Genomic DNA, 25292 nt, shown 5'->3' on the forward strand with positions numbered 1-25292 from the left:
AAACAGCATGAAAACACCAATGAAGAATCTAACCGTTTTTGGCAGAGCTGGTTTCAGGGTCATGTTAGGCTTAGGCTTGTTTTACGGAATAACAGCCAATGTCTACGGCCAAGCCGCTTCCTCTTCAACTCTGCCCGCTCGTCTGCAAGAATTCCAGAGCAAAGCCGTCCAGGAGAAGGTCTTCCTGCACCTAGACCGTACCGCCTACGCCAGCGGCGACATCATGTGGTTTAAAGTGTACAACGTAGACGGAACGCTGCACCAACCGCTGGACATGAGCAAAGTTGCCTACGTAGAGGTATTGGATGCGGGCCGCCAACCTGTTCTGCAGGGGAAAATCGCGTTAAAGGAAGGTGCCGGCAATGGGTCTTTTGTGTTACCGGTGACCCTGGAGGCAGGCAATTACATGGTACGGGCCTATACCAACTGGATGAAAAACTTCAGCCCCGACTTTTATTTTGAACAGCCGGTGGCCATCATCAACACCTTTCAGCCGTTAGCCTTAAAACCCGTCCCTGACACGGCCACATACGCGATACAGTTTTTCCCCGAGGGGGGAAACCTTGTCACTGGCTTACCCGGCAAAGTAGCTTTCAAGGCCACAAACCGCAAGACCGGCAAAGGCACCAGTTGCCAGGGCGAAATACGGGACAATGCCGGTCATGTAGTGACCACTTTCCAGCCTACAAAGCACGGAATAGGCCATTTTATCCTCCCCCCTGCCGCTGGAGAATACACGGCCGTGGCTACGTTTCCGGGGGGAAAAGTGGTTCGGCAGAAATTGCCCCAGCTTCAGGAAACAGGCTATCATCTAAACCTGACTGAAAGCAGCCCCGGTGAGCTTCAGATTACTACTTACGCTACAAACCAGCAACCGGAACAACTTTACCTTCTGGGCCACACGCGGCAAAAGGTGGTTGTAGCGGCTACCACTATCATGGCCAATGGGAAAGCCACCTTTTCAGTGGTCAAAGATTCTCTGGCGGCGGGCATCACCCATTTTACCGTTTTCAACAGCCAGCAAAAACCGATAGCCGAACGGCTCTTCTTCAAACGCCCTACAAAGCAACTGGAAATAGAAACCGTCTTACAGAACAATCCGTTTGGCGCGCGCGAGAAGGTAGTGCTGGACTTACTTACCCAACGGCAGCCGGGGGTGGCAACTGCGGCCAATCTATCGTTGGCGGTCTTCAAAGCAGACAGCCTCCAAGCCACTGACATCGCCGACATCACCGCGTATCTGTATTTATCCTCTGATCTGAAAGGCACGGTAGAGAATGCCGCTTCTTACTTCTCTGAAACTGGCCCGCAGGCAGAGGAAGCCTTTGATAACCTCATGTTAACCCATGGCTGGCGCCGCTTTACCTGGGAGGACGTGCTAAGCCAGAAAACACCCACCTTTCAATTTCTTCCAGAATATGAGGGCCACCTGATCCAGGGGAAAGTTACCCATAATGCCACCGGCACCCCAGCCAGCGATGTTAGAGCTTACCTGGCCGCACCGGGCAAAAACACCCGCTTTTACAGCAACGTGAGCAAGGCAGATGGCTCTGTGCTGTTTGCCGTGAAAGATTTCTTTGGGCCGAAGGAAATGGTGGTGCAGACAAACTTCCTAAAAGACAGCACCTACCATTTTGAAGTTTTCAGCCCGTTTTCCAGTAACTACTCAGAAAAGCGCCCCCCCGCCTTTGATGCCGAAGAAAGCCTGCGCCCGGCCATCCACTTACGCCACCTGGATGTACAGGCACAGAATATCTATTTTGAGAAATTCCTGAACCGCTACCAAGCCCCGGCCATAGACAGCCTCCCCTTTTACGGCAAACCCAACCAGCAATTCTTCTTGGACGATTATACCCGCTTTAAAGTGATGGAAGAGGTCATGCGCGAGTATGTACCAGGCGTACTGGTAAGAAAACGCCGCGACGGTTTCCATTTCAGGGTAATGGATGCACAGAACAGGCTTGTTTTCGAGGAAGATCCCCTCGTCCTGCTAGATGGCGTTCCGGTCTTTGACATAAATAAAATAATGGCCTTTGACCCGCTGAAGGTGCAAAAGCTGGATGTCATGACCACCAACTATTACAACGGTTCGCTCTCCTCCTACGGAGTGGTAAGTTACACCACCTACAAAGGCGATCTGGCCGGCTTCCCGATAGACCCCAGAGCCTTGTTGCAGGAATACGAAGGGCTCCAACTACAGCGCGAATTCTACGCCCCTGCCTATGATACCCAGGAACAGAAACTAAGCCGCCTGCCCGACTGGCGGAACCTGCTGTACTGGGCTCCTGACCTGAATACCGGCCCAGACGGCAAAGCCAGCACCCACTTCTACACTTCTGACCAGGCAGGCACGTACACCATTGTGGTGCAGGGCCTAACCCAGGAAGGCTTACCCGGCAGTAAAGTAGTTACCTTTCAGGTGAAGAAACCCTTGTAACCCTCCTTCAAAAACCTGCCAAGTATAAACCAGCGCTACCATCCATTTTCAGCCTCTTTTTCAGAAAACTCGGGTAAACCAGAAAGCTACTTCATTGTGTGATGGAGTAGCTTTCTGGTTTCTGCCCCTTACGGTCATTCCCAGGCACATTCAAATGTTAGCCGCTTACCATATTGGCATAATCCAGAACCCTCTATAAATCGGCCTCTGATAATGCGACTTTATTCCCTAATTTTGTGTTACTCCTGAAGAAAGAATAACGTGAGCATGGATTACCTGAAACTCCTGAATGAGTCACAGCGCGCCGCTGTTTTAAATACCGAAGGCCCTTGCATGATCATTGCCGGGGCGGGCTCCGGCAAAACCCGGGTGCTTACCTACCGCATTGCGCATTTGCTGGAGAAAGGCGTTGATCCGTTCAACATCCTCTCCCTTACCTTTACTAACAAAGCCGCCAAAGAAATGCGCGGCCGGATTGAGAAAGTGGTAGGCCCTGAGGCCAAGAATCTTTGGATGGGAACCTTCCACTCGGTTTTCTCCCGTATCCTGCGCGCCGAGGCGCAGAAGATTGGCTACCCCAGCCACTTCACCATCTATGACTCTGATGACTCTAAAACGCTCATCAGGAACATAGTGAAGGAGATGAACCTGGACGACAAGCTCTACAAACCCAACATGGTGCTGGGGCGCATCTCGGCGGCGAAAAACAAACTCATCTCCGTAGCGCAGTACCTCCGTGACCCTGCTATTCAGGCCGATGACGAGGCGGCGCTTCGCCCGAAAATAGGCCAAATTTTCAAAATCTACGCCGAACGGTGCTTCAAGGCCGGGGCCATGGACTTTGACGATTTGCTTTTCAACACCAACGTGCTCTTCAGAGACCACGTGGATGTGCTTAACAAATACCAGCACATCTTCAAATATGTGATGGTAGATGAGTACCAAGATACCAACTACAGCCAGTACCTCATCACCCGCAAATTGTCGGCCAAAGACCGCAACATCTGCGTGGTGGGCGATGACGCGCAGAGTATTTATGCCTTCCGCGGCGCCGATATCCAGAACATCCTCAACTTTGAGCGCGATTACCCCGAGCTGGAAGTGTTCAAACTGGAGCAGAATTACCGTTCTACCCAGCACATTGTGAAGGCGGCCAACAGTGTGATCAAGAACAACAAGGCGCAGCTGCGCAAAGACGTGTTCTCTGAAAACGAGGAAGGCCATCTCATTGACGTGATCAAAGCCAGCTCAGACAACGAGGAAGGCAAGTTGGTGGCCCACGCCATCTTTGAGGAGAAGATGAACCACCACCTCTCTTATGAGGATTTCGCCATTCTCTACCGTACCAATGCCCAGAGCCGGGCCATGGAAGAAGCCTTGCGCAAAATGAACATCAAGTACCGCATTGTGGGCGGCTTGTCGTTCTACCAACGCAAGGAAATCAAAGATTTGATTTCCTACCTGCGGCTAGCCATTAACCACAACGACGAGCAGGCCTTGCGCCGCGTGATCAACTACCCCAAACGCGGCATAGGCGATACTACCATTGAGAAACTCATTGTCACGGCCAACGAGACCGACCATAGCCTTTGGGAAGTGGTGAGCCACGCGAGCCAACTGTTAGGCGGAAGAGCCGGTGCGGCCATTGATGATTTCGCCACCAAGATCAAAAGCTTTGCCGTCATCGCGCAAGAGAAAGATGCCTTTGAGGCGGCCACGTACATCGCCAAGCACTCGGGGCTGGTAGATGACCTGTACTCCGATAAATCGGTGGAAGGGCTGGCACGCTACGAGAACATCCAGGAGTTGCTGAACGCGATTAAGGAATTCGTGGACGACCCTGAGAAAGAGGAAAACTCCCTGGCCTTGTTCCTACAAGACATTGCCCTGCTCACCGATTCTGACACCAAAAAGGAAGAGGAAGGTGAGTACGTGACCATGATGACCATTCACTCGGCCAAGGGCTTGGAGTTCAGGAACGTGTTCATTGTGGGCATGGAAGAAAACCTGTTCCCCAGCCAGATGATGCTACAGTCCCGCGCCGACTTGGAAGAGGAACGCCGTCTGTTCTACGTGGCCATCACCCGCGCCGAAAAGAAGCTGACTCTCTCCTACGCCACCAGCCGCTACCAGTGGGGAAACCTTCGGGCCGCTGAGAAAAGCCGGTTCATTGATGAGATTGACCCTACATACCTCAACTTTAAGTTCGGGGATGAGCGGCCCACCTTTGAGAAAGTGTTGCAGCGGAAAACCCCGGCGGCGCAGTTGATTACCCCTGCCAAAAAACCATCGGCCGCGCCGACCTACAATCCACCGGCCGATTTCACCCCCAGCGACACGTCTAACCTACAAGCCGGAATGCGCGTAGAGCACCCTAAATTCGGGTTTGGCAAGGTGACCAAGATTGACAATCAAGGAAACTCCATTAAGGCCATCATTGAGTTTGAAGGCGTGGGCGAGAAAACCCTGCTCTTGAGTTTCGCTAAACTGCGCATCCATACCTAGTTGTCAATTATGAGTTTTCAGTTGATAGTGCTTTAAAGTAAGTACCTGTTTTGAGGCTGTTTTTCATAAAACAATCCTAAAACAGGTGCAGAGTTTTCCTATTCCACCAAAGTGACTCTTTTGATTTTACATCTTTCTATTGTACTCTTCCCACTAACAACCAAAAACTGACAACTAACAACTAATTTTTCCTACTTTTGACTTTGCAACACACACTATCACCATGGTAGCCAGTTCAACATTTAAACAAGAGCTTTTGCTGCGGGAGTACGGCCGCAACGTGCAGAACATAGTACAGTACCTTCTCACGGTAGAAGACCGCACCAAACGGAATCAACTGGCCCAGTTACTGGTGAACCTGATGGGACGCCTGAACCCCAACGTAAAGGATATTCAGGATGCCCAACACACCCTTTGGAACCACTTGTTTGTGATGTCTGACGGTAAACTGGACGTTGATGCTCCTTTTGAGTTGAGTGCCATGGAATACCTGAACGATAAGCCGCAGCGGGTAGACTATCCCGTCCAAAACCCCAAATACAAGCATTACGGCACCAACCTGGAACGCCTTATTGACAAAGCCAAGCAAATCAATGACCCGCAGGAGCGCGAAGCCGCGGTCATCTCCATCGGGAAGTTGATGAAGGTGTTGTACCGCACCTATAACAAAGACAGCGTCACAGACGAGGTAATCCTGGAGAACCTACGGGAGCTGTCTAAAGGAGAGTTGGATGTAGATGCTTCGCTCATGGAAAGAGGCAATCTTTTTGAAAGCACGGTGAAAGCCCCGCAGGGCCCTGGCAACAATTACCAGAGAGACCAAAGGGAACAAAGAGACCAGAAGTACAAGAACAACAACCAGAACAAGAATCAGAACCGAGGTAAGAATAAATAAGAACGCATGGCTTCTTTTGAAGTAATAGGCGGCCGTACTTTACACGGCGAGATTATCCCGCAGGGAGCGAAGAACGAGGCATTGCAGATTCTGTGTGCCGTTTTATTGACCGCTGAGCCGGTCATCATTTCCAATGTTCCCAACATACGGGACGTAAACAAGCTCATTGAGCTGTTGCGCGACATGGGCGTAGACGTGGAGCAAACCGCGCCCGACACCTATGTGTTCAAGGCCGAGGATGTCAACCTGGACTACCTTTCTTCCGATAAATTTGTGGAGCAGGCCCGCGCCATCCGGGGATCTGTGATGATTCTGGGGCCTATGCTGGCCCGCTACGGCGTAGCCAAACTGCCGAAACCCGGCGGAGACAAGATTGGCCGCAGACGCTTAGACACCCACTTTGAGGCGTTTGAGAAACTGGGGGCCAAGTTCACGTATGATGCCAGTGACAGCTTCTACCACCTGGAAGGCAAAAACCTGAAAGGCACGTACATGCTGCTGGATGAGGCCTCGGTAACCGGAACCGCCAACATTGTGATGGCCGCCGTTTTAGCCGAAGGCATTACCACCATCTACAACGCCGCCTGTGAGCCCTATCTGCAACAGCTTTGCAAAATGCTGAACCGCATGGGTGCCAAAATAAGCGGCATTGGTTCAAACCTGCTCATCATTGAGGGCGTGGAGAAATTGGGTGGCACCGAACACCGCATGCTCCCCGACATGATTGAGATTGGCTCTTTCATTGGCCTGGCCGGTATGACCGGTTCCGAAATCACCATCAAAAACGCCCAGATTCGGGAGTTAGGCTTGATTCCAGATACCTTCCGCCGGTTAGGCATTAAGATGGAATTCCACGGTGATGATATTTTCATTCCGGCCCAGGAGCAGTACGAAATTGACACCTACATTGACGGCAGCATCTTAACCGTTTCTGACCACACGTGGCCCGGCTTCACCCCAGATTTGCTGAGCATCGCGCTGGTGGTGGCTACCCAAGCCAAAGGAACGGTGCTCATTCACCAGAAGATGTTTGAAAGCCGCCTGTTCTTCGTGGACAAACTCATTGATATGGGGGCCCAGATTATTCTTTGCGACCCGCACCGTGCCACCGTCATCGGGCAGAACAGACAGGTTCCGTTACGCGGCATCTCTATGACTTCGCCCGATATCAGGGCTGGGGTTGCCTTGCTTATTGCCGCCCTTTCGGCCGAAGGCCGCAGTGTGATTCACAACATTGAGCAGATTGACCGCGGTTACCAGAACATTGACGGCCGTCTGAACGCTCTAGGAGCCCAAATCACCCGTATCTAAATTTCTCCCGCGAGAAGAACTTTCTTTCAGCCCTTCTTTTCAGAAAAGAGCCCAAAAACGGGTTTACTTCTGGGTAGAAGGGCTAAGTTTTTAAGCCTTTCCTCGGCCAATCATTACTCTCTGTTTCTGCCTTACTTTCGCAAAAACGGGCTGTAAACGGAGAAAAACTTATTGTCTCCGTTGTTGGTGTTCTCACCAACAACTTCTACTCCGTTTAGGTTGATGTGGCTTTGAGAAGGAACCGCTAAAGGATTGTTGGTGAGAACACCAACAAGGGCACAATTCTCTGCCTGTTTTTCATTCCTGTTTCTACCTTATTTTCGTAAAAATGGGCTATAAACGGGGATAATTTGCTTTTAAGCTTCATTTGTTCTGCGTGAAAAGGAGAGGACAAACGCTGCTCTGCGCATTTATATTGTCCTATCATAAAGGGTTACCTTTTTGAGGCTGAAGGGATTAAGGTAAAACTTCTGCCTATGAAAACTAGCTTCTCCTCACTTCTATTCTTCTGCACCGCCTCGCTCCTTTTAGGCGGATGTTCCACCGACCCGGAAGCCTCTATGAATGAATTGGCGGCCCAACAGGACACCGTTGAAAATATTACGGTAGCAGATAAAGCCAAACCAGTAAATCAGGAACATGTCATCCGGCAGGCCGAAGTTAAGTTTCAGGTCAAGGATTTAGCGGAGAGCACGCAACGGGTAGAAAATCTGGTGGAGGAAATGGGCGCCACCCTCGCCCACACCACCCAGCACCAAAGCGAAGACAACAGAACCACCGACTTCGTGATACGGGTGCAGCCCGAAAACTTTAAGCCCCTCCTGCGGCAACTCCAAAAGGAAAGCGTGCATCTGGACGTAAGAACCATTACCTCAGAAAATCTGGGGTTGGAGTATGTAGACCTGCAAGCCAGGAAAAAAGCGAAACTAGCCGTAGAACAACGGTTCCTGGGTCTGTTGAAAGAAGCCAAGACCATCCCACAGATTTTGGAGGTGGAAGGCCAGCTTCTGACCATACGCGAGGAGATAGAAAGTGCCGAGGCACGCTTGCGGTACCTGCAGAACCAGACTTCCTTCAGCACCATCCGGCTATCCATGTACCAAATCGTTCCCGTTACGGTTCCCGAAGGGCCAACGTTTGGCACCAGGTTGGTTGAGGCCTTGAATACCGGCTGGCAACTGTGGCTTTCTCTGGTAATAGGTCTGTTCTACATCTGGCCCGCTTGGTTGGTAGGTTTTGGCATTATGATTTACCTGCGCAAAAGCAGGGTAGCGTAACCGATTTTGGCTTTGTCTCTAAAAGAAAAGACCACTCAAACAGGTGAGTGGTCTTTTCTTAGACTTGAGTAAAGTTACTCGCTTGCGTCCCGCGAGCGAGTGTTCTTTGTTTAACCATTACTTTCCTTCAAACACCAAAGTATGAACCTCTTTCCTGTTTTCTAAACCAGAAAGCGGGAAACCTTTTATCTGGTGCGAGCCTCTGCTTGTGTTCACGTTTTTAGCCTGTTTTCGCTGAAACACGTCAGAAAACAACTACAAGAGAAAAGTTAACCTGCGTCACTCACTTCTTTTTCTCTTCGGCTTCCGCGGTAGAGTTCATACTTGAACAGGCGGCATTCAATGGGGCCATTGTACAACGGAATTCGTCTTGATGGTTTTAACCCAATGAATTTGGCGGCTTCCAGGTTTCCGGTGAAAATGCAGGCGTCCCAATCCTGGAAGTTGGATTTGAGCGTATCGCCAATCATTTTGTAAAGGTCGTTGATCTCGCTTTCCTCCCCTATCCGTTCACCGTAGGGCGGGTTCATCACAATGATTCCATGGTTGGCGGGTTTTACCGCTTCCTTGAAATTCAGTTCTTTAACCCGTACGTACTGGTCTAGTGCGGCGTACTCCAGGTTCTGGAAGGCGGCTTCCACAAAGTCGGGGTCTACGTCAGAGCCGAAAATGTCAACCTCCACCTTGGCCTCTTCTTTGGAAATGGCATCCTGCAGCACGCGCTGGTACAAAGCGGCGTCATAATCGGGCCAGCGCATGAAGCCGTAGTCTTTGCGGTACACGCCCGGGGCGATGTTGTGGGCCAGCATAGCCGCCTCGGCCAGAAACGTTCCTGAGCCGCACATGGGGTCATACAACGGAGTTCGCTTGTCCCACCCGCTCAACAGCAGAATACCAGCCGCCAACACTTCATTCAAGGGAGCCACGTTGGTTTGTTGGCGGTAACCGCGGCGGTGCAGAGAATCGCCGGAGGAATCCAGGGCCAACGACACAATGTTCTCGTGCATGTGCAGGTTGAAGCGCACATCTGGCGTGGTCACGTCAATGTTGGGTCTTCTACCTGTTTTTTCCCGGAACTGGTCTACAATGGCGTCTTTGGTGAGCTGTGACACATAGAGCGAGTGCTCAAAGGTGGAGCGGGACACCACGGCATTGATGGCGAAAGTATCGTTCAGGCTCATGTACAGATCCCAGTCAATCTCGCGCACTTTCATGTACAGCTCTTTTTCGTCGCGGGCCTTGAACTGGGCGAACGGCTTTAATATTCTGATGGCCGTGCGGCAACAGATATTGGCTTGGTATAATAAATACTGGTTCCCGCTGAAAGTGACCGCCCGTACCCCTGCTTTCACGTACGTCGCGCCCAAATCGCGGAGTTCCTGGGCCAGTACCTCTTCCAGGCCCGCCAGGGTGGTAGCCGTCATGTTGAAATTACCTGATGATTTTGATTTAGCCATAGAATGCGCTTGTGGGGGTGTATCTGAACGGTGCCAGCGAAAACTTCTTAATGTCGGCAATTTCGGAAAAAAATTGTGCCCATGCCGCGCACCGCCCCCCCGGCAGGCCCATTTAAGTAAAAGAATTTACCCGAGGCGAAAGCTTACCCCTACTTATTAAATAATTTTATTAAATTTAGCCAAAGTATCTACCCCTAACACAAGATTTTTCCCGCATCTTTAGTTTTCTGCGCACACGTTCAAACCCTACCCACCTCTAACATGTCAAAAGTAATGCCTTCCCACTCCTCTGCTACCACTGTTCAGGGAAACCAGGTGAACTACACCCGCTCCATGGCCATCATTGGGGCCTTGTTTTTCGTTTTCGGCTTTGTCACCTGGCTCAACTCAGTCCTGATCCCCTACCTGAAAATTGCCTGTGAGCTGAATAACTTTGAGTCTTACCTGGTCACGTTTGCTTTTTATATTGCTTATCTGGTGATGGGGTTACCAGCCGGTTGGCTTCTGAAAAAGACGGGCTACAAAAAAGGCATGTCGGCGGGTCTGCTGATCATCGCCGCAGGGGCCTTACTCTTCGTTCCGGCCGCCATGTCCCGCACGTACGTTCTGTTTCTGCTGGGCTTGTTTGTGCAGGGAACCGGTTTAACGGTGCTACAAGCGGCGGTGAACCCCTATATTTCCATTATCGGCCCCGCCGAGAGTGCCGCCAAGCGCATCAGCATCATGGGTATCTGCAACAAGATTGCCGGTTCAGCGGCCCCTTTCATCTTGGGCAGCATCTTGCTGGTGGGCACCGATGATCTGGTGGGCAATTTAGAAACCATGGATCTGGCGCAGAGAGCCCAAGGCTTGGATGCCCTGGCCGCAAGGGTTATTACTCCTTATTTGGTTATTATGGGGGTACTTATCCTGTTGGCGGTATTCACCTATTTTTCAGGCTTGCCTGAGGTAGACACCGAACAGGAAGACGAGACCACCGCCGCCGCCAACACGGGTAAAACCAGCGTATTCCACTTCCCGCACTTGATTATAGGGGTCTTAAGCTTGTTTCTGTACGTGGGCGTGGAAGTAATGGCTGGTGACACGGTGGTGAGTTACGCCGCCGACCAGGGAATTCCTTTGGATGAAGCGCCACGGTTCACCACCTTCACCTTATGGGCCATGATTGCCGGGTACATCATTGGTATTATTGCCATTCCCAAGTACCTGAGCCAGCAGAAGGCTTTGCAGATCTGTGCCGTTTTAGGGGTGATTTTCACATTATCAGCCATTTTCACCCAGGGCTATATCTCGGTGCTGAGCATCTCCCTGTTAGGCTTGGCGAACTCCTTGATGTGGCCCGCCATCTTCCCGCTGGCCATCGCAGATTTGGGACGCTTCACCAAAATTGGGTCTTCCCTGCTGATTATGGCCATTGCCGGGGGGGCGTTGCTACCGCTCCTGTATGGTTTCTTGGCCGATGTTTTAGACCCGCAGCAAGCCTACTGGATGATGGTGCCTTGTTACCTGTTCATCTTGTACTTCGCCGCCGTGGGGTATAGAATCAGAACCAGATAAGATTTCCTCTTTTAAGGCTGTTTTTAGAAAAACAGGTCTGAAACAGGAAAACAGAAAAGCCACCTCCCCTGGAGGTGGCTTTTTCTATGGAGCTTCCCGCTACTGATTTCTCTATTCATTTCCGTACTTTTGCCCCTCACCCACCCGCTTTCCATGACTATTCAACGAAAAGCCTCCCTGCAGCCTTACAACACCTTTGGCATAGACGCCAAAGCCCACCTGTTGGCCGAATTCACCTCAGTAGATGAATTGCGCGCCCTGCTCCAGAACCCAGAGGTACAGGCGCTTCCCAAGCTTATCTTAGGCGGAGGCAGCAACGTCCTTTTCACCCAGAACGTAGAGGCCGCCGTACTCCTGAACCGCATCAAAGGCATTACCCAAACCCAGGAGGCGGATGCGAAACACGTACTGGTGACCTCGGGCAGTGGCGAGACCTGGCATGACTTGGTACTCTATTCCCTGGAGCATGACCTGGGCGGCATTGAGAATTTGTCATTGATCCCCGGCACCGTGGGTGCGGCTCCCTTACAGAACATTGGAGCCTATGGCGTAGAACTGAAAGACACCTTTGTTTCTCTGGAGGCGTTGGAAATGGCCACCGGCGAAGTGGTTTTGTTCAACAAAGAGCAATGCGGTTTCGGGTACCGCGAAAGTGTTTTCAAGAAAGAAGCCAAAGGCAACTACATTGTGACCTCGGTCACGCTGCGGTTAACCAAAGAACACACCTACAACACTACCTACGGTGCCATTCAGGACACCCTGGAGCAGCAGCAGGTGAAGGAATTGAGTCTGAAAGCCATCAGCGAAGCGGTTTGCCGCATCAGGAGAAGCAAATTACCAGACCCGGCCCAGCTTGGGAATGCAGGCTCTTTTTTCAAAAACCCCGAGATCTCACTGGCGCAATTTGAGATTCTGAAGTCGCAGTACCCCGGCATCCCCGGGTATCCGGTGAACCCCGAGACCATGAAAGTACCGGCGGGCTGGCTCATTGAGCAGTGCGGCTGGAAAGGCAAAGTTCTGGGCAGACACGGCGTCCACAAAGACCAGGCCTTGGTGCTGGTCAACTACGGCGGCGCAGCCGGCAACGACGTGAAAGCCCTGGCCTACGAGATCATCCACTCGGTACAGGAGAAATTCGGCATTTCTTTAACGCCGGAAGTGAATATTATATAAGTAGCTTGATTCAACAATAAAGCCTTTTCTTATCCTGAAAAGATCAATCATACTCTTGAAGCTGTTTAGAGTTTCTGGTCTGTTCTTATAAAACTAGCCTGAAAACGACGGTACAAGCATCTGCATGCGTCAGTGTACCGCTAAACCTCTTGTTTCTGGCCTGTTTTTATAAAAATAGCCTCAAAACAAAAGTATAAACGGATGCTTGCCCCAGGGGAATTGTTTTAAATGCCGGTTAATGAAAACTCTAAACAGCTTCCTTGTCATCTTGGAAAGATCTTGTGGGCGAACTAGAAAAACCTTTCGTAAACGCTACTACCGCTTGCTACCAAGATCCCCTTGTTGTGCGTAGAGTTAGCGTAAGCGCTCTCCGCACTGCTGGACAGCCAATCTCCTGATTGGCGTGCGTAGGCAAACCTGTACAGCCTGGCCTCTTGGTCTTTACAGTTCCTTCCAGGATGACAATGAAGGGATAAGTGAAAGGGGAGCCGGCAAAAGCCGGCTCCCCTTTTTATTTGAACGGTTTACAGCCTTGTTTTCCAAAAACAGGCCTAAAACGCTGTTTACTTCAGCACAATAATAGACACCCCATCGCCGCCGCGCTCCACGTGTTCATCGGCTACGCTGGCTACTTCCCGCAGGGTGCGCACGTAATCCCGGATAATCATCTTCAGGATTCCGTTGCCCCGCCCGTGGATGATCTTCACCTCGGGCATGCCCAGCATGATGGCATCATCCATGAAGTTCATCACGGTGGTCAGGGCTTCCTCGGCGCGTTGCCCGCGTACGTCCAGCGTGTACTGGAAATCGGCCATGCGTTGGGTTACGTCCAGTCCTTTGGACGGAGAGACCGCCGTAGCCAGTTCCTTCTCTTTTTTTACTTTCTCGCGCACCACGTTAGGGTCTGGCCGTTCCAGTTTCTCCAGCTTCACAATGGTTTTCAGCCCCCCGAAGCTAACCTCTGCCGTTTTGCCTTTGATGGCCAACAGTTCGCCCACCGAGTCCTGGCCAATCAAGGCCACCCGCTCGCCTAACTGTAACGGGCCTGTAGGCACTGATCCGTTGCGTTTGTACACGGGCTTGGGTTCAGGCGTGAGTTTCTCCCTGAACGTATCCAGTTCCTGGCGGGCTGCTTTGGTTTGCTCCTTGTCGGCTTGGCTGCGCTTGATCTGCTCAATGGTGCTCTCAATCTGCTGGTTCGCGTCTTTCAAAAGCAGCTTGGCCTGGCCTTTGGCGGTGCGGATGATGTCCTGCTTGCTTTCTTCCAGATGCTGTTTCAGGGCCGTGTATTCCTCCACCTGCTTCTGTAGTTTCCGCTCGTGCTTGGCCGCCGCCGCGTTCCGGCGTTCCAGGTCGGTTTTCTCCTGCTCCAGTTGTTCCAGCAACTTGTCGTAACGGATCTTCTCCTTCCCTACCAGCGTACCGGCCCGGTCAATGATGTTCTTCGGCAAGCCGATTTTACGGGCGATTTCCAAAGCGAACGAAGAACCCGGTTTCCCGATCTCCAACTGGTACAGCGGCTGCAACTCGGCGGGATTGTAGCGCATGGCCCCGTTCACAATGCCTTCGTTCTTCTCCGCGAAGTTCTTCAGGTTGGTGTAGTGGGTGGTGATCACGCCAAATACTTTCTGGTGGTGCAACTGGCCCAACACGGCCTCAGCAATGGCCCCGCCCAAGGCAGGCTCCGTGCCCGTCCCGAACTCATCAATGAGCACCAGTGATTTTTTATCTGCCAGCAGCACGAATTGCTTCATGTTCTGCAAGTGCGAGCTGTAGGTACTCAGGTCATTCTCAATGGATTGCTCATCGCCCATGTCCAGGAAGATATCCCCGAACAGACCCGCCTCAGAACCTTCCTCCACCGGAATCAACAAACCGCACTGCAACATGTACTGCAACAGACCGGCCGTTTTCATGGCCACCGATTTACCGCCGGCGTTGGGCCCCGAGATCAGGAGAATACGCTGTTCCTGGTCTAGTTCCAAGGACAAAGGCACGGCTTTCTTGCCCTGCGCCTGCAAGGTCAGGTGCAGAATGGGGTGACGGGCGTTCTTCCACTTCATGACCGGACGCTTTTGCAGCTCGGGCATAATGGCTCCCAGTTTATTCGCCACCACAGATTTGGCCCGGATAAAGTCTAGCAAGGCCAGGAACTGGTACGCTTTGCGAAGGCCCGGCAGGTGGTGCCGCACCTGGTTGGTTACCGCCGTCAGTAACCGAATCAACTCGCGGTGATACGCGTTCTCCAGATCCTTGATGTCGTTGTTCAGCTCAAACACGCTTTCGGGCTCCAGGTACACAGTCTGGCCGGTGGCCGATTCATCGTGGATCAAGCCTTTGATGCGGCGTTTGTATTCGGCAATCACCGGAATCACCAAACGGCCGCCTCTTATGGTGGGTTCGGCATCACCGGGCGTCCAGCCTTCGTTTTTGGCCTGGCGCAGGATGCTGTTGATGGTCTTGCGGAGTTGCGTCTGCTGTCCAATCAGGTCTCGCTTCACGCGCTGTAGTTCGGGCGAGGCATCGTCTTTCACGTTGCCGTTGTCATCTACCAGTTTCTCCAGGGCAGCTACCAAAGAACGGTCTACTTCCACGCCCTCGGTCAGGGCTTTCAAGGCCGGGTACTCCCCTTCCTCAGACTCCACGAAGAAGCCCAACGCCTGCCGGATGGCCCGCAGCGACATTTTCACCTCAAACACCCCACGCACTTCCAGAAACGCTCCTTCCAAAGAAGCCCGGCTCAGGTGCTCGGTTGCGTCAAAATAATAGCTGGAGGGGAAATCTTCGCCCGAACGCAGGATGTTGGCAAACTCATGGGTTTGCTGCAACAAACGCTGCACCAGGTCAAAGCGGTCTAAGAACGACACGCGCTCTACAAACCTGCGCCCCAGCGGACTTAAACAGGCCTCAGACAACATCTCTCTGATCTGGCTGAACCCTATTTTCTGCTCAAAATTAGATGGGTATATCAAGTCTTTGTTTTTCTAGTTTTACTTTTCGTTTCAAGCCCGATTTTGCAAAAATAGCTTAAAAACGGGATTGGTCAGGATTTTAGAACATAGGGCAGCGGCTGTATGTTCCTTTGTATTCAAGAATTATTAAGCGGATTCATACTTAACATAAAAACAGACCCAAAGACATAATCAAAACTTCTCTTCTATCCCTAACCCGAACAAAGCATAATCATACTTCACCGGGTCTGCGGCATCAAACTGGCGGAGGTTCTGGGTCAATTCTTCGGCCATGGCCCAGTCTGATTGGGTTCTTTGAATGAGGTTCAACTTGCGGGCTACGCGTTGCACATGGACATCGCAGGGACAAACCAGGTCGGCGGGCGACATGCGGTGCCAGATTCCGAAATCCACCCCTATGGTATCTTGCCGTACCATCCAGCGCAAGTACATGTTGATGCGTTTACAGGCTGATTTCTTGGCGGGCGTGGAAATGTGCTTACGGGTACGGTGCGGAGCTTCGGGCAGGGAGAAAACCAGGTTATAAAACGACTCCAGTCGGGCTTTCTGGGAGGTAATTGGGGTAGCCGGATCACCAAGGAATGCTTCCTCCAGGCTTTCATGCCGCTCATAAAACCACCGGAAGAAATAAACCAGGTACAGCAGATCAGTGTCATTGAAGGTGCGGTGCTTGAAACCCAGCAGCTGTTTCAGATCCTCATCCTGGTGCTGGGTAATAAACTGAAAAGGGGCGTGATCCATGCGCTGGAGCAGTTCTCTGCACTTTTTGATGATGGTTTTGCGCTGTCCCCACGCCAGAATGGCCGCGAAGAAACCGGCTATCTCAATGTCCTGCTTTTGACTGAACAGGTGCGGAATAGAAACCGGGTCATGCGGAATAAAGTCTCTGGTATTGTATTTCCGGTAGCGGTTTTCCAGCAAGGCTTCCAGTTGGGCAGGAGTATAAGACATGGTGATTAAAGCGATCTATGGGTCTACTAATTTAAAAGAATGCGTACGAGTTAAACCATTATTGGATGAAATGTGCCTTAGAAGGAGATTGGTGAAGCGCCAGAACCCACCCCTCCGAGGAGGGGAATACGCCTATGCGGTAGAATACAGATAATGCCTCCATGGCGCGGATTTACTACATTTATTGCTACCGCCATTACTTACTTTCCCAGTTCCAGTCTTCCCCGAGCGCGCCTCGCTTTTGGCCCTGGACAGGCATCAGCTAAGAGAGACAGACCCCACAGGCCGAAAGGGCAGTGCGAGAGGGGAAGACGGGGCCCCGCGGCCGTGAGCGCTTACCGCCAGAGATGGAACAATACAGCACCTGCACCCACGCAAAAAGCAGACAAGCCAAGGGAACAGCATATTCCAAGCGCCCGGTAATCTCCCAAAAAAACCAGCTCTAAGCACAGAAAGGAAACAAAAGGAGGCTTGGAGCAGATTTATAAAAAAGAGGCAAAAAACGGCTCCCCCAGGAACTCCGTTTTTTGCCTCTTTTGCTAAAATAAGCCTATAAACGCTTAAGGATTAGGGCATGTAAGACACTTCTACCCTGAAGCGTTTGTCTACGGCCCCAATCTGCTGGCAGGCTTTTTTGGAAAGCTTTACCACTACCTTGTCGTTGTCGCCGGTGGCGGGCAGTTTGCCGATCACGCGCACGTACACGGTTTGGTCGTTCATGGGGTTTTTGACGGCCATGATGGTGCCTACGGGGGCGGTCTTGTGCAGGGCCAGGAATTTATTGGCATCGGTGCGGGTATCAATCTGCTCGGCCATGCCGCTTTCGTTTACCCTGGACACATACTCTGAGGTCTTGGAAGTGGCCTTCTCGTCATCGGCATCGCCTTTGGCGGGGGCCGGACTGGTTTTGGCTGCGGCAGGACTAGCGGAAGCGGAAGAACTTACCGGCTGTTTAGCGGTAGACACCACGTCATCGGCTTCCGGGGTGTACACCTTGGCGCTGGCGGCGGCTGACGAGGGGGCTTTCTCCCCCACCCCTACAATCAGGTTCTGGCCGACTTTCACGGTAGACGCGGTGAGCTTGTTCCATTTCTTCAAGTCATCAACGCTTACCTTGTGCTGGTTGGCAATGGAAAACAAGGTCTGCCGGGCTTGCACCGTATGCATCTTATTCCCTTTGGCGTCTACCACATAGGTGCGGTTGGCGGCAGGGCTGGCCACTGGCTTTTCAGCGGCGGCAGTGGCAGAAGAAGCGGTGCTGGAGGCCCCCATTTTCAGGGGAATGAGCACGGTTTGGCCAATAACCAAGGCCTTGTCCACGTTCTTGTTGGCGGCTACAATCTGGTCTACGGCCACGCCGTACTTGCGAGACAGGGCGTACAATGTTTCGCCGGGGGTTACTTTATGGGTGATGTAGGTTTTTCCGTTCTGGGTTTTGATCCCGGTGGAATCACGGACAAACAAAGTCTCGGCGGCGGCGGTGGCATAGGAAACCATGACACAACCCAGAACAAACACAAACTTCTTTAACATGGATTCTACTTCTTTAATCATTTACAAAATAGGGCGGCCCATTCTGGCTATTGCCGAAGGAGAAAGACGATTCTTTCCCACAAAAAAGCAGGCTGCCCCGTTTCACCCGTCACTTCAAAATAGGATAAAGCCAATTGATGAAGCTCTTGTGAGGGTGTAAGTTACCAAAAAAATCAAAAACCTTCTGCCTTCCTTTTCCGTTTAGCGGCGGGCCAAACCCAGACAAACCATCTTTCTGCGGTACAAGGCCTGGTGCAAGAAGAACGAAGAGGCTCCCTAAAACTGGTATACCACCTTGAATTCTTCGTTCAGTTTAAGGGCTGCCTCAAACTTGTTACCCGTTTTGGGCGAGGTAAAGCCTTTAATCTTTCCGGTCTTCCCTTTCAGTACCAAAGCCTTGATGTGGCTTTCTGAAAGTGTTTTCCCGTGCAGCGCAAACGGCACCATAAACTGGCAACCTTCCCTGAAGCGGCTGCAGCCGTAGGCCGTTTTCCCTTTGAGCATCTGGCCCTGGCTGCACTTGGGACAGATCATGACCACGGGTTTTTCCTCTTTGGCTTCGGCCTTTTCCAACTGTAGCTCATGGGCCGGGGACAAGGTAAACACCGCGTCAAATTTCTCCCCAGTCGCCTCGTCCACAAAGCCTTTCACCACCGGGCTCTTGCCTTTCTTCAGGAGCGCCTGCACCTGTTTCTCGCCCAATGGCTTGCCTTTGAAAGCCATGGGCAACCGGAACGTACAGCCTTCCCTAAACCGGGCGCAACCGTAGGCCTGGCTTCCTTTCAGGACATGACCGGTGCCGCAGGCGGGACAGTTCCCCAGACCACCCGCCGCAGGGCCCGAAGCGTTTTTCGCCTCTTTTTTGGAATTCTCGCTCTTTTTGGCGGCCTCTTTCTCCGGGGCTTTCCCGGGCGTTTCGGCGGGCTGAAGCGTGACCCGGTGGTTGTCCTGCTTTACTTCCTGCACCATCTCCCAGACCAGGCCTTTGAGTTCGCGCAGGAAATCATCGGCAGAGAACTCGCCGCCTTCAATCTGCCTTAGCTTCTTTTCCCACTGCCCCGTCATCTCCGCTGATTTAAGGGTGGGGTTTTTGATGACCTGAATCAAATCAATGCCCATTTGGGTGGGCAGTATTTTCTTTTTCTCCTTGCGGATGTAGTTGCGTTTGAACAGCGTCTCAATGATGGCCGCGCGGGTGGAGGGTCTTCCGATGCCGTTTTCCTTCAGGGCTTCTTTCAGTTCATCGTCTTCCACCTGTTTTCCGGCGGTTTCCATGGAGCGCAGCAAGGTGGCCTCGGTATAATCTTTGGGTGGGCTGGTGGATTTACGTTCCAGCAGGGGCTCGTGGGGGCCACGCTCCCCGGCATCAAAGTGGGGCAGCACCGCCAGTTCCTCTTCTTTCTCCTCGCCTTCGGCGGAGGATTTAGCGGCCGGTTTAGGGGGAGCCGTGTTTTCCTCGGGGCCGTACACCACGCGCCAGCCGGGTTCCAGAATCTGCTTTCCTTTGGCCCGGAACGCGTGCTGCGCCGCCTCGCCGTTCACCACGGTGTTGCTCACAATACAATCGGGGTAAAAAGCCGCTATGAACCGTTTGGCCACCACGTCAAACACCTTGGCTTCGGTGCCGAACAGACCTCTGGCCTCGGCCCCGGTGGGAATGATGGCGTGGTGATCAGTCACTTTGTTATTGTTGAAGACCTTCGCCGATTTCCTGATCTTCTTGCCCAACAGTTCCTGCGTGAGGTGCTGGTACCCTGTAAGGCCGCTCAGAATATTGGGGATCTTGGGGTAAATATCATCGGGCAGGAAGGTGGTGTCTACGCGCGGATAACTGACTACCTTTTTCTCGTAGAGGCTCTGCACGGTCTTCAGGGTCTCATCGGCAGACATGCCGAACTTGTTGTTGCACTCCACCTGCAGGGAGGTTAGGTCAAAGAGGCGGGGCGAACTCTCGGTGCCGCGTTTGGTTTCCACGTCTTTGATCTCAAACTCGGCCGGCTTGATCTGCTCCAGGATTTGTCGGCCTTTGGCTTCGTCCTTGAAACGGCCCGAGGTGCTGCTGAACGTCACTTCGCGGTACACGGTCTTCAGTTCCCAGAACGGTTCAGACTTGAAATTCTGGATTTCCAGGTGCCGGTGTACAATCATGGCCAGCGTGGGCGTCTGTACGCGGCCCAAGGAAAGCAACTGCCTTCCCTGGGCGTACTTGACGGTGAACAGCCGGGTGGCGTTGATGCCCAGAAGCCAATCGCCAATGGCGCGGCTTCTACCGGCCTGGTACAGTTGGTCAAACTCTTTGCCGTCACGCAGTTGCGCGAATCCCTGCCGAATGGCCTCCTCGGTGAGGGAGGAAATCCAGAGGCGTTTGAAGGGCTTGCGGTATTTGGCCTGATGGAGCACCCAGCGTTGGATCACCTCCCCTTCCTGGCCCGCATCTCCGCAGTTGATCACTTCCTCGGCGTTTTCCAGCAGGGTCTGGATGATCTTGAACTGCTGCTCTACCCCTTTGTTGTTGATGAGCTTGATGTTGAAGCGGTCGGGCACCAGGGGCAGGTCTGGCAGGTACCAGCGCTTCCAGTTGGGGTTGTAGTCGTCTGGTTCGCAGAGCTGGCAAAAGTGCCCGAAGGTCCACGTAACCTGGTACCCGTTGCCTTCAAAATACCCGTTCATCTTGGTCTTGGCACCAAGGACATGGGCAATCTCACGGGCGACACTAGGCTTTTCGGCGATGCAGAGTTTCAAGGCTATTTCTCAGAAATTAGGTCAAAAACGGACTCCAAAGGTACGCAAAATTGGGGCCCCATGCCAATTTTGACCTAACAGAACACATATATCACTTTTCCTATGTTTTAAGAAAATCACACCGTAAACGGTTGTTCGGTTACCAATTCTCTATCAATTGATTAGCTTATCTAAAAGGCCTTCTACCCAGTGGGTGTCTCCACTGGTTTTTGGGATTTATACTTAACTAAGCCAAAACGGACTCGTATATATTACCCGGTGCCTTAGGTGGCACTGGATGTATCCATCATTCACCTTAAACGATAAATAACTATGAGAAATCACGGAATGGGGTACGATGCGTTTAACTCGTATCGCTCTGGACATGAAAACACGAGTCGTAGTGAGTGGGGCAGCTTAGGCAACCGCACCGAAGGACAAGGAAATAAGGATTACCAATCTTATGGCGGCAACATGAACCGCGGCAATACCGGTGACCGGGGGGAAAGTAATTTCACCAGCCAGGGAGGCTCCGTTTTCAGTGGCAACCTGGGCGACCGCCAGGAAAACCATTACAGCAGCCAAGGCTCTAACTATGGCGGAAACCAATACCGCACTGGAAACCAAAGCGACCAAAACAGAGGCGGCATGGGTGGCCAGCAAGGCAGCACCAGCGGCTGGAGCGGCCACTCCATGCAAGGCAACTCTAATCAAAACAGAGGCGGCTCCAACCAGGGAGGCTACGGTTCTTCCATGGGAAGCCAGAACAGCATGAACACGGGCGGGTACGGTGCCTACGGTTCCGGTTCTAACCAGGGTTCTTCCAACTATGGCTCACATAGCGGATCTAACTACGGCCAAAGCGGCTCTTCCAATACCGGCGGCTCCTCTTCTAACATAGGCACTTACGGCGGTGCGCGGTCTGGCTACGCCGGTTCTTCTTCCGGCAACACCTCTGGTGGCGCGTTGGACAGAGGAAACGCCTACAGCAACTACGGTAATTCAAATGACTTTAGAGGATCAAACTCCGGATACAGCTCCAATAACTACGGGAACAACCGCGGAGGACAGCAATCAGGCTCCAGCAATTACGGGGGATCTTTCGGGCACAGCGGGTCTTCGTATGGGAACAATTCAGAGTCTACTTACGGGCAGTCTTCCAGAGGTGGTTCTGGATATGGCATGAGCGGTAACGCAGGCATGGGCAATTCATGGGACAGCAACCGTCACTCTGGCGGAAACACCAACATGTACGGCACCAACAACCAAAGCGGCAACCGCGGCGGAAGCAGCTGGATGAACGACGATGACCACGATCACGCCCAGTTTAGCCATGGCAACGCTACTCAAAACCGCTACTCAGATGATTACAACCATCCGTCCAACATGAACGGCGGCAGAGACTATGACCAGGACAGGTATCGTCATAACCGTAGCCATGAAAACAGCCAGGACAACAGCCAGGAAGACGAGGGTTTCTTCGGAAGAATTACCCACGGCATCAAGGACGCCTGGAACAGCATAGCCGGTGACGAGGACAATAACTACGATAACAATAACAACCGCAGAAATTCTTCTGCCGGTGGCCCTCCTTACGGTTACGGCTCCGGCTCTAACAACGCCGGTTGGTAATAAACACCTCCTTTGGGAAACAGAAAGCCCCACCAATTGGTGGGGCTTTCTGTTTCCCAACTAACTTTAACTTGAAACGAAACTAAAACTAAAATCAAAGTTCTATAGGGCATTCATGCCGTAGATATGGTCGTATCTTCTGAGCATGTGCTCCTTCACATTGAGGTTATGTAGAATCCCGTCCCTGATGTCATACACCAAACCATGTAGCTGAGGCGGATCCTCGTTCTTTAAGGCATTCTGGATGATGGAGGTTTTTGACAGATTGATCACCTGCTCCATCACGTTTAACTCCACCAGTCTGCGTAAACGCTGCTCTTCATCTGTGATGAAGTTCAATTCATTGTCATGCAGCCTGATCACATCTTTGATGTTGGTGAGCCAGTTATCAATAAGGCCGAATTGTTTGTCGCTCATGGCGGCCGCCACGCCACCGCAACCATAATGCCCCACTACCATCACGTGCTTCACCTGGAGCACTTCAACGGCGTACTGCAGTACAGACAGCAGGTTCATGTCTGTATGCACCACCATGTTGGCAATGTTGCGGTGCACAAACATTTCACCTGGTTCTGTTCCGGCAATCTTGCTGGAGGGCACCCGGCTGTCTGAGCAGCCAATGAAAAGGTATTTAGGGGCCTGTCCTTTGGCAGAACGCTCAAAAAAATCAGGTTCTTCTTTCTGTTTACGCTCTACCCAGGCGCGGTTTCCTTCAAAGATGCGCTCCATGTCTGGGTGCATTGGGTCACTATTTACAGTTTCCATAGTTATATCTGGTTTTAATTAATGCATGTCTACGGTAGCAACCGAAGGAATATCGCGCAGCGTTAACCGGATATCTTTCTCATGGGCTACCGTTCTAAAGTTTTCAATGGCCTCCAGCACATCATAGTCAATGTACGTAGAATTTGAGCCATCAATGATCACGTCGCTGTTTTTCGGCAGATGGTCTAAGGTAAGCGCCACGCTGGCTTTGTTTAAAAAAGACACATTCTCGCTTAGCTTGATGTGGATCTTTTCATGCCCTTCGTGGCTTTCGCGCTTGAAGAAGTAAGGCGACTTGTAATTGGCTTTCAGAATGTAGAATACCCCTACCACTAAGCCAATGGAAATACCTTTGAGCAAATCTGAGAACAGAATAGCAATGATGGTGATGATGAAAGGCAGGAACTGGTCTAACCCTAGTTTCCATTGCGTTTTGTACAAGGCCGGCTTGGTGAGCTTAAACCCTACCATCAATAACACGGCAGCCAGGGCGGCCAGCGGCACATACCGCAGGAAATCTGTCATGAACAGAATAGACAGCAGTAGAAACACGCCGTGGAAGAAGGAAGCCATTTTGGTTTCACCCCCGGCATTCACGTTGGCAGAGCTCCGTACAATCACCGCCGTTACCGGAATACCACCTATCAAACCACTGACCATGTTTCCAACGCCCTGCGCTTTTAATTCGCGGTTGTTGGGTGAGCGGCGCTTGTGCGGGTCTAGTTTGTCAACGGCTTCCAGGCTTAGCAAGCTTTCAAGGCTGGCGACAATGGCCAGGGTTACCCCCACCACCCAGACAGAGGGATTGGTGATGGCCGACCAGTCTGGGAACCGAAGCTCGTTCAATAAAGAAGCCGGCCCGGTGATCTCAGGGAGTTGCACCAGGTGCGTATTAGCGATGGTAAACGCCGGGAAAGAGTTTTGGAACAAGAGGTTCAGGCCAATGGCAACCAACACGGCTATCAAGGCCCCGGGCACCAGTTTCAGAAACTTAACGCGCTGGACAAAGGGCTTTTCCCACAAAATCAAAATACCCAGGGAAATCACCCCCACAATCAAAGAACCCACTTGCAGGCGGTTACTTAAGGCATAAGAGATTTCAGAGAATGTGTTACGCCCATCTGGCTGGAAGAAGTCCATATCCCCCAGGAAATCATCATCTGCCCCCAAAAAGTGCGGTATCTGCTTGAGGATAAGGATTAGACCAATGGCCGCCAGCATCCCTTTGATCACCGACGATGGGAAGTACAAGCCAATAATTCCCGCTTTCAGGTAGCCCAGCAAGATCTGTAACACGCCGCAGACCACCACGGCCAACAAGAAGACTTCATAACTGCCCAGCGTGGTAATCCCATTGAGCACGATCACCGTTAACCCCGCGGCCGGCCCACTCACACTCAGTTGGGAGCCACTAAGCAAGGAAACAACCAGGCCGCCCACAACCCCGGCAATGAGCCCGGCGAAAAGCGGCGCCCCAGACGCCAGGGAAATACCCAGGCACAGCGGCAATGCCACCAAAAATACAACCAAGCCCGCAGACAGGTCTTTGCCCACCGTGTCAAACAATTTTCTTTCTTTCATACGCTAATGACTCTGCTCAAAATGCCAAACTGACAATCTAGTTTCTTTCTTTCCAGATAATATGTAACACAAAAGTCACCTATTGGAATTAAGATTGAATTAAAAGCAGATTAAAATTTGATTAAAATAAAAAAGATACGGGGGCCGAAGTTCCTCCTGTGTAAACATCCCACTTTATTGAGCTGCACTCGCTGCCCAAAACTCTCATCTGCGCAGTCCTTAAGGAGAAAATCTACGCGCTGAAGCGGCAGAACGCCGCAGGCAGTTCATACTCACCAGAGATGAGCGCGAGAAGAAATTGATTCTTAGCGACTTTTTAAGGGTATCGTTTAGAGGCTGTTTTCTGTAAAACAAAGGGAAAACGGAAACAAGCTCTTAGCTTGGTAAGCGTTAGCCGCCCCGTTTGCTGATGATCCCTCTTCCAGGTTGACTTTCAATCTATGCATTAGAAAACACGAAGCCGTTTTAAGGCTGATTTTCTTAAATCAGCCTTAAAACCCCGATAAATTGGTGCGCCTTAGAAGG

15 protein-coding genes are annotated in these 25292 nt (G+C 51.8%); 8 read left to right on the forward strand and 7 right to left on the reverse strand.

Translation table 11 applies throughout. The annotated features are described in order from the left end of the window. Window positions 1-7: 7 nt before the first annotated feature. The 5 genes from HHO50_RS18060 to HHO50_RS18080 all read left to right on the forward strand — a co-directional run bounded on the left by HHO50_RS18060 (window position 8) and on the right by HHO50_RS18080 (window position 8425). Entirely contained in the window at window positions 8-2437 is a 2430-nt protein-coding gene (locus HHO50_RS18060) for a hypothetical protein (protein WP_181308107.1), read from the forward strand. A gap of 267 nt (window positions 2438-2704) precedes the next feature. Continuing rightward, window positions 2705-4942, forward strand: coding sequence for an ATP-dependent helicase (locus HHO50_RS18065; protein ID WP_181308109.1), 2238 nt, complete (start codon window positions 2705-2707; stop codon window positions 4940-4942). 223 nt (window positions 4943-5165) lie between these two features. After that, complete coding sequence (locus HHO50_RS18070) at window positions 5166-5837, forward strand: DUF4290 domain-containing protein (RefSeq protein WP_181308111.1); 672 nt, start codon at window positions 5166-5168, stop codon at window positions 5835-5837. A gap of 6 nt (window positions 5838-5843) precedes the next feature. Beyond that, the gene (gene murA / locus HHO50_RS18075) at window positions 5844-7148 is read left to right on the forward strand and encodes a UDP-N-acetylglucosamine 1-carboxyvinyltransferase (protein WP_181308113.1); all 1305 of its coding nucleotides are present in this window, start codon (window positions 5844-5846) and stop codon (window positions 7146-7148) included. A gap of 476 nt (window positions 7149-7624) precedes the next feature. Next, window positions 7625-8425 (forward strand): DUF4349 domain-containing protein, encoded by an 801-nt coding sequence (locus HHO50_RS18080; RefSeq protein WP_181308115.1) that lies wholly within the window; start codon window positions 7625-7627, stop codon window positions 8423-8425. Window positions 8426-8694: 269 nt separating this feature from the next. Here HHO50_RS18080 and HHO50_RS18085 read toward each other — a convergent pair whose 3' ends face one another. Continuing rightward, window positions 8695-9882: a class I SAM-dependent RNA methyltransferase gene (locus HHO50_RS18085; protein ID WP_181308117.1), complete on the reverse strand. Its 1188-nt coding sequence runs from the start codon at window positions 9880-9882 to the stop codon at window positions 8695-8697. A 261-nt stretch (window positions 9883-10143) separates the two neighbouring features. On the opposite strand from HHO50_RS18085, the gene HHO50_RS18090 reads away from it, so the two are divergent. Both HHO50_RS18090 and murB read left to right on the forward strand, forming a co-directional pair. Continuing rightward, window positions 10144-11439 (forward strand): sugar MFS transporter, encoded by a 1296-nt coding sequence (locus HHO50_RS18090; protein WP_181308120.1) that lies wholly within the window; start codon window positions 10144-10146, stop codon window positions 11437-11439. A gap of 153 nt (window positions 11440-11592) precedes the next feature. Continuing rightward, window positions 11593-12612, forward strand: a complete 1020-nt coding sequence (gene murB, locus HHO50_RS18095) for a UDP-N-acetylmuramate dehydrogenase (RefSeq protein WP_181308122.1) — start codon at window positions 11593-11595, stop codon at window positions 12610-12612. Between the two features lie 563 nt (window positions 12613-13175). Here murB and HHO50_RS18100 read toward each other — a convergent pair. The 4 genes from HHO50_RS18100 to HHO50_RS18115 all read right to left on the reverse strand — a co-directional run bounded on the left by HHO50_RS18100 (window position 13176) and on the right by HHO50_RS18115 (window position 20810). After that, window positions 13176-15584, reverse strand: coding sequence for an endonuclease MutS2 (locus tag HHO50_RS18100; RefSeq protein WP_181308124.1), 2409 nt, complete (start codon window positions 15582-15584; stop codon window positions 13176-13178). A gap of 171 nt (window positions 15585-15755) precedes the next feature. Next, complete coding sequence (locus HHO50_RS18105) at window positions 15756-16535, reverse strand: TIGR02757 family protein (protein WP_181308126.1); 780 nt, start codon at window positions 16533-16535, stop codon at window positions 15756-15758. A 567-nt stretch (window positions 16536-17102) separates the two neighbouring features. Next, complete coding sequence (locus HHO50_RS18110; RefSeq protein ID WP_255478807.1) at window positions 17103-18068, reverse strand: LysM peptidoglycan-binding domain-containing protein; 966 nt, start codon at window positions 18066-18068, stop codon at window positions 17103-17105. Window positions 18069-18344: 276 nt separating this feature from the next. Next, the gene (locus tag HHO50_RS18115; protein ID WP_181308128.1) at window positions 18345-20810 is read right to left on the reverse strand and encodes a type IA DNA topoisomerase; all 2466 of its coding nucleotides are present in this window, start codon (window positions 20808-20810) and stop codon (window positions 18345-18347) included. A 312-nt stretch (window positions 20811-21122) separates the two neighbouring features. Here HHO50_RS18115 and HHO50_RS18120 point away from each other — a divergent pair, with 312 nt between their 5' ends. Further along, window positions 21123-22421 carry a hypothetical protein gene (locus tag HHO50_RS18120; RefSeq protein ID WP_181308130.1) on the forward strand — a complete coding sequence of 433 codons (1299 nt, stop codon included), beginning with the start codon at window positions 21123-21125 and terminating at the stop codon, window positions 22419-22421. A 102-nt stretch (window positions 22422-22523) separates the two neighbouring features. Here HHO50_RS18120 and HHO50_RS18125 read toward each other — a convergent pair whose 3' ends face one another. Both HHO50_RS18125 and HHO50_RS18130 read right to left on the reverse strand, forming a co-directional pair. Then, complete coding sequence (locus HHO50_RS18125) at window positions 22524-23186, reverse strand: carbonic anhydrase (protein WP_255478808.1); 663 nt, start codon at window positions 23184-23186, stop codon at window positions 22524-22526. Window positions 23187-23204: 18 nt separating this feature from the next. Next, window positions 23205-24767 carry a SulP family inorganic anion transporter gene (locus tag HHO50_RS18130; RefSeq protein ID WP_181308132.1) on the reverse strand — a complete coding sequence of 521 codons (1563 nt, stop codon included), beginning with the start codon at window positions 24765-24767 and terminating at the stop codon, window positions 23205-23207. Window positions 24768-25292: the final 525 nt, after the last annotated feature.

Origin of the sequence: Rufibacter sp. XAAS-G3-1, assembly GCF_013623775.1 — a bacterium.
Lineage (GTDB): Bacteria > Bacteroidota > Bacteroidia > Cytophagales > Hymenobacteraceae > Nibribacter.

Excerpts from the sequence above, each read along its gene's own strand:
- HHO50_RS18060 (WP_181308107.1), top strand. The coding sequence starts at position 8 with ATGAAAACACCAATGAAGAATCTAACCGTTTTTGGCAGAGCTGGTTTC.
- HHO50_RS18065 (WP_181308109.1), top strand. The coding sequence starts at position 2,705 with ATGGATTACCTGAAACTCCTGAATGAGTCACAGCGCGCCGCTGTTTTA.
- HHO50_RS18070 (WP_181308111.1), top strand. The coding sequence starts at position 5,166 with ATGGTAGCCAGTTCAACATTTAAACAAGAGCTTTTGCTGCGGGAGTAC.
- murA (WP_181308113.1), top strand. The coding sequence starts at position 5,844 with ATGGCTTCTTTTGAAGTAATAGGCGGCCGTACTTTACACGGCGAGATT.
- HHO50_RS18080 (WP_181308115.1), top strand. The coding sequence starts at position 7,625 with ATGAAAACTAGCTTCTCCTCACTTCTATTCTTCTGCACCGCCTCGCTC.
- HHO50_RS18085 (WP_181308117.1), bottom strand. The coding sequence starts at position 9,882 with ATGGCTAAATCAAAATCATCAGGTAATTTCAACATGACGGCTACCACC.
- HHO50_RS18090 (WP_181308120.1), top strand. The coding sequence starts at position 10,144 with ATGTCAAAAGTAATGCCTTCCCACTCCTCTGCTACCACTGTTCAGGGA.
- murB (WP_181308122.1), top strand. The coding sequence starts at position 11,593 with ATGACTATTCAACGAAAAGCCTCCCTGCAGCCTTACAACACCTTTGGC.
- HHO50_RS18105 (WP_181308126.1), bottom strand. The coding sequence starts at position 16,535 with ATGTCTTATACTCCTGCCCAACTGGAAGCCTTGCTGGAAAACCGCTAC.
- HHO50_RS18110 (WP_255478807.1), bottom strand. The coding sequence starts at position 18,068 with ATGTTAAAGAAGTTTGTGTTTGTTCTGGGTTGTGTCATGGTTTCCTAT.
- HHO50_RS18120 (WP_181308130.1), top strand. The coding sequence starts at position 21,123 with ATGAGAAATCACGGAATGGGGTACGATGCGTTTAACTCGTATCGCTCT.
- HHO50_RS18125 (WP_255478808.1), bottom strand. The coding sequence starts at position 23,186 with ATGGAAACTGTAAATAGTGACCCAATGCACCCAGACATGGAGCGCATC.
- HHO50_RS18130 (WP_181308132.1), bottom strand. The coding sequence starts at position 24,767 with ATGAAAGAAAGAAAATTGTTTGACACGGTGGGCAAAGACCTGTCTGCG.